The organism is Parasphingopyxis sp., from assembly GCF_052168275.1.
Lineage (GTDB): Bacteria > Pseudomonadota > Alphaproteobacteria > Sphingomonadales > Sphingomonadaceae > Parasphingopyxis.
The window spans coordinates 1-5189 of the sequence record NZ_JBQLZM010000112.1; the positions used below are offsets into that span (position 1 = coordinate 1).

Here is a 5189-nt window from a genome sequence, read left to right on the forward strand (position 1 = left end):
TCGCCATTCTCGTCCGCCCATTCGTCCCAGATGCTTACCTTGCGGTCCTGCAGCCAGCGGATATTGGTGTCGCCGCGCAGAAACCATAACAGCTCGATAATGATCGAACGGATATGGAGCTTCTTTGTCGTGAGCAGCGGAAAACCCCTGGACAGATCGAACCGCATCTGGTGACCGAACACCGAAAGCGTCCCAACGCCCGTCCGGTCGTCCTGGCGGACGCCATCGTCGAGAATCCGCTGCATGAGATCGAGATAGGCCTGCATGATGCGCGCCTTATGGCCGAGCCTGCCCGCGCGGCCAAGCGATAGAATTCCATCCGATGTGAATGTTCGCGACGATCGCGGGCCGAGTCGGCCGGCAATCTTCATCCGGATCGGATCGAATGTCGTTTTTATCCAATTTCGAGATAATTATCCTCCCGAAGAATGGTCCGAAACCAATCATATCCCGGGGAATGCGCAATGACCGCGGGCGGGTCGCCGATCACTGGCTGCGAGGCCGACAATGCGTTTTTCGCGCCGCTCGTCCTGCATCACGCCCATGAGCATGCGGTGATCGCGCATCTCGGCGCGGATGGCCGGCTGGTCGCGATCAGCGAGGCGCGGGGCGGCCCCGACCGGATCGTCCTGCCGCTGCGGCAGATCATCGGGGATGCGTTGGCCCATGACGGCCGCAGGGTCCTGCTCGCCCACAACCATCCGAGCGGCGATCCGACGCCCAGCGAAACTGATATCGAATCGACCCGCCGCTTGGCCGACATGCTCCGGCCGCTCGGCATCCGCGTTTACGATCACCTGATCCTGACGCGCAGCGGTGCATCGACCAGCTTCCGGCGATTGGGCTGGCTCTAGCGCCCCGCCGTCAATCCTGCCCGCAAGGCTCGATCGCGCCCGGCTCCGGCCGCTCGCCGACGCGTTCGAACATCGCGAAATAGCCGCCGATATTGGGCATCGCGCGATAGACGGTGCGGCGATAGCCGACCGCCTCGAACTCGCAGTTGAGGAGATCGGGCGGGGTGCCGTGGCGGTTGGTCGGCCGGTCGGCGTCGACGACCACGACGCGGCCGCCCTCGCGCAGCGCCGGGCGCATGTTCCAGAGGAACTCGTAGGGGCTCTCGATCTCGTGATACATGTGCACCATGAAGATCCGGTCGAAGCTGTCGGGCGGCAGTTTCGGGTCGGCGAACTCGCCGAGCCGGACGCTGACATTGTCGAGCCGTTCGCGGGTGACGCGCTCGGCCAGCCGGTCGCGGGTTTCGGGGATCACGTCCTGCGCCAGCACGCGGCCGGCATCGCCGACGCGCGGCGCGAGGCGGATCGTGTAATAGCCGTTGCCGGCGCCGATATCGGCGACCGTCATCCCGGCCTCGATATTGGCCATGTCCATCACGGTTTCGGCCTCGTTCACCCGGTCGCGCGATTCCTCGTCGGAGAACTGGCTGGCGGTGATGTCGGACACCGGACGATCGGCCGGGGGGAAGGCCGATTCCCCGGCACCGCCAAGAATGTCGCACCCCCCGGCGACCATCAAGAGCAGGCATGCGGCAGCGCGCATCAGTCTATATCCTCGATCTCGACTTGTTCCCCCGTCACCTGCTGCGATAGCGCCGCAGCCATGAACTTGTCGAGATCGCCGTCCAGGACTTCGGAGGGCGAGGAGGAGGTCACGCCCGTCCTGAGGTCCTTCACCATCTGATACGGCTGGAGGACATAGGAACGAATCTGGCTGCCCCAGCCGATATCGGTCTTGCTGGCTTCGACGGCACTGGCCTCTTCCTCGCGCCGCCGGAGTTCGGCCTCGTAGAGACGCGCCTTGAGCATGCTCATCGCCTCGGCCCGGTTCTTGTGCTGCGAACGCTGCGATTGCGAGGCGACGACGATGCCGGTCGGTTCGTGCGTGATGCGCACCGCGCTGTCAGTCGTGTTGACATGCTGGCCGCCCGCGCCCGACGCGCGGAACGTATCGACGCGCAGATCGCTCTCGTTGATCTCGATCTCGATATCCTCGTCGATCACCGGATAGACCCAGACGCTCGAAAAACTCGTATGGCGGCGCGCGGAGCTGTCATAGGGCGAGATGCGGACGAGCCGGTGGACCCCACTCTCGGTCTTCGCATAGCCATAGGCGTTCTCGCCCTTGAGCAGCAGCGTGACCGCCTTCACGCCCGCCTGTTCGCCGGCATGATAATCGACGATCTCGACCTTGTAGCCGCGCCGCTCGGCCCAGCGCTGATACATGCGCTGGAGCATCTCGGCCCAGTCCTGGCTCTCGGTACCGCCGGCGCCGGCATGGATTTCCAGATAGGTGTCGTTGCCGTCGGCCTCGCCGGCGAGCAGCGCTTCGGTCTTGTCGAGTTCGGCGCGTTCGGCGAGCGCGGCGAGCGCGGCGACCGCGTCGTCGACCAGCCCGTCATCGCCCTCGGCCTCGGCCATCTCGATCATCTCGGCCGCGTCGTCGCGCTCCTGGCTGATCTTGCGGACGGCGGCGATCGCGCTTTCCAGGCGTCCGCGCTCGCGCATCACCTCGCGCGCGGCCTTGGGATCGTCCCACAGCGTCGGATCCTCGACCTGGGCGTTGAGCGCATCGAGCCGCTCCTTCGCGACATCCCAGTCGAGAAAGCGGCGCAGCAGGTCCACGGCCTGGTTGATCTGGTCGATATGGGCTTGCGCTTCGGCGCGCATGGTCGGTCTGCTCCGGCTCGGGGGATGTGCGGGGACACGAAATAGCCGCTCGAACCCAATAGTAAATGGCAGTTTGCCGATCCGGCGATATAGTTGGCGTTTCGCCGGGCGGATCGCCTCTCCCGACGGGAAGCGGCGGGACCTGTTCACGATATCCTGGCCGGAGCGGTCCCGACCGGGCGGATCAGTAGATCCCGCCCTCCGATTGCAGGAATTCGCTGTCGTTCGTGGGCGCGTCGACCTCGACCGTGTTCTGCTCGCCCTCGGGAAGGACCGCGCGGACCGGCCGGCGGGCGACGACATCGCGGCGGATCGTCCGGGTCGGCTCGCTGTCGGGCCGGAAGGCTTCCCAGATGATCGCCCCGCGCGGATCGTTGCTCGGCCAGCCGCCGAAGACGCGGCGGCCGCTGCGCCGGTCGATGCGGACCATGCGGATACCGCGCGGCGCCGCGAAGGGAACCACGGGTTCGCCTTCCATCACCTCGGCCATGAACTGGCGGAAGATCGGCGCGGCGAGCGTGCCGCCCGCGCCGAAACCGAGGCTGCGCGCCTGGCGGTCATAGCCCATGTACACGCCGGCCACGATGTTCGGCGTGCCGCCGACGAACCAGACGTTGGTCGGGCCGGTCGTCGTTCCGGTCTTGCCGAAAATCGGCCGGTTGAGATCGCGCAGCAGCGTCGCCGTGCCGCGCTGGATGACGCCCTCCAGGATGTGGACCAGCTGGAAGGCGGTCATCGCGTCGACGACCTGGCGGCCCGGGATGGGCGGGCGCGGCATCCGGCCACCGTCCCAGTCACGGGCGTTGCAGCCTTCGCAGGCGCGCCAGTTGGCCGGGTAGATCACCTCGCCCCGGCGGTTCTGGACATAGTCGATCAGCGAGGGGCCGACATCGCGGCCGTGATTGGCGAGCATGCCATAGGCGTTGACGAGGCGCAGCACCGTGGTGTCGCCCGCGCCCAGCGCCGTCGAGAGGAAGGGCTCGTGCTCGCCGATCCCGGCATTGCTGATCAGTTCGACGACATTCTCCATGCCGGTTTCGGACGCGGCGCGCACCGTCATCAGGTTGCGCGACTGTTCGAGGCCCCAGCGCAAGGTCTGCGGGCCGGCGACGCCGCCGCCCGAGTTGCGGAAGCATTTGCGGCCGAGCGCGGCGCCCTGATAGACGCAGAACGCCCCGTCGACGATGATCGAAGCCGGCGTCATCCCGTTCTCGAGCACGGCCGCGTAGACGAAGGGCTTGATGCTCGATCCCGGCTGCCGCTCGGCCTGGGTCGCCCGGTTGAACGCTTCGAGCCGTGAGCTGAAGCCGCCCTGCATCGCGTAGACGCGGCCGGTCTGGACATCCTCGACGACCATGCCGCCCGAGACGTCGGGCACCTTGGCCAGCGCATAATTGCCGCCGGACGGCCGCACGGTGATGATGTCCCCGGGCTGTATCGTCGAAAAAGCGGTGCCGCCGCCCGATCGCGCGACGGAGGCCAGCGATCGCGGCAGCGTGGCCGTTTCTCCGTCGGAAAAACCGATCTGCGCGGCGTTGCCGTCCTTCGAGAGCACGACCGCGACGCGCCAGTCTTCGTAGTCCACCGCCAGATTGGCGCTGGCGAGGCGCGAGCGCCACTCGCCGTCGTCCATCGGGATCGTCGCCACCGGGCCCGCCCAGGGGCGCCCGCGGTCGAAGCGCAACAGGCCGGCGCGCAGCGCGTTTTGCGCGCTGGTCTGCATGTCGGGATCGTAGGAGGTGCGCACCCACAGGCCGCCGGAATAGACGCCATAGGGGCCGTCTTCCGCATCGTCGCCGAAGCTGTCGATCAGGATCCGGCGGACTTCCTCCATGAAATAGCCGCCGACATTGTCGGTGACCGACTGCGAGGTGCGGGTGACGCCCAGCGGCCGCGCGAGCGCCGCTTCATAGGTCGCCTCGTCCACCCAGTCATTTTCGCGCATCAGGCGCAGCACGAGGTTGCGCCGCGCCATCGCGGCCTCGGGATTGGTCGACGGATTGTAGCGCGACGGGGCCTGCGGAAGGCCGGCCAGGAAGGCCGCCTCGTGGATTTCGAGATCGGCGACGTCCTTGTTGAAATAAGCGCGCGAGGCCGCCTGCACGCCATAGGCGTTCCGGCCGAGGAAAATCTGGTTGAGATAGAGTTCGAGGATGCGCTGCTTGGTCAGCGCGCTCTCGATGCGGGTGGCGAGGATCGCCTCCCGGATCTTGCGGGTGATCGAATATTCGTCGGTCAGCAACAGGTTCTTGGCGACCTGCTGGGTGATGGTCGAACCGCCGCGCGCCCGCTCGCCGGAGCCGATCTTGGTCACATAGTCGAAAACCGCGGCCGCGAGCCCCGGATAGTCGAGTCCGCCATGGGTGAAGAAGGAAGCGTCTTCGGCGGCGAGAAAGGCGCGGATGAGCTGCGGCGGGAATTCCTCGAACGCGAGCTCGACGCGGCGCTCGCGCGCGAAGCTCTGGATCGGTTCGCCGTTCACGTCGCGCACGAACGTCGGAAGCG

General features: G+C 66.8%; 5 protein-coding genes. 1 reads left to right on the forward strand and 4 read right to left on the reverse strand.

The window, feature by feature from the left end:
* A partial coding sequence (gene thyA, locus ACTS1X_RS09930) for a thymidylate synthase (RefSeq protein WP_442614232.1) occupies positions 1-266 on the reverse strand: 266 nt, incomplete at its 3' end.
* Positions 267-464: 198 nt separating this feature from the next.
* Here thyA and ACTS1X_RS09935 point away from each other — a divergent pair.
* A complete protein-coding gene (locus tag ACTS1X_RS09935) occupies positions 465-854 on the forward strand; it encodes a JAB domain-containing protein (protein WP_442614233.1) in 390 nt (129 codons plus the stop codon).
* A 10-nt stretch (positions 855-864) separates the two neighbouring features.
* Here the strand turns inward: ACTS1X_RS09935 and ACTS1X_RS09940 are convergent, their stop codons facing one another.
* From ACTS1X_RS09940 to ACTS1X_RS09950, 3 genes are all read right to left on the reverse strand, one after another.
* On the reverse strand, positions 865-1557 hold the full coding sequence (locus tag ACTS1X_RS09940) for a class I SAM-dependent methyltransferase (RefSeq protein WP_442614234.1): 693 nt from the start codon (positions 1555-1557) through the stop codon (positions 865-867).
* Positions 1557-2684, reverse strand: coding sequence for a peptide chain release factor 2 (gene prfB, locus ACTS1X_RS09945; protein WP_442614235.1), 1128 nt, complete (start codon positions 2682-2684; stop codon positions 1557-1559). The genes ACTS1X_RS09940 and prfB overlap by 1 nt, the downstream gene beginning before the upstream one ends.
* A 184-nt stretch (positions 2685-2868) precedes the next feature.
* Positions 2869-5189 (reverse strand): penicillin-binding protein 1A (locus ACTS1X_RS09950; protein WP_442614236.1); only part of this gene is annotated, 2321 nt, incomplete at its 5' end.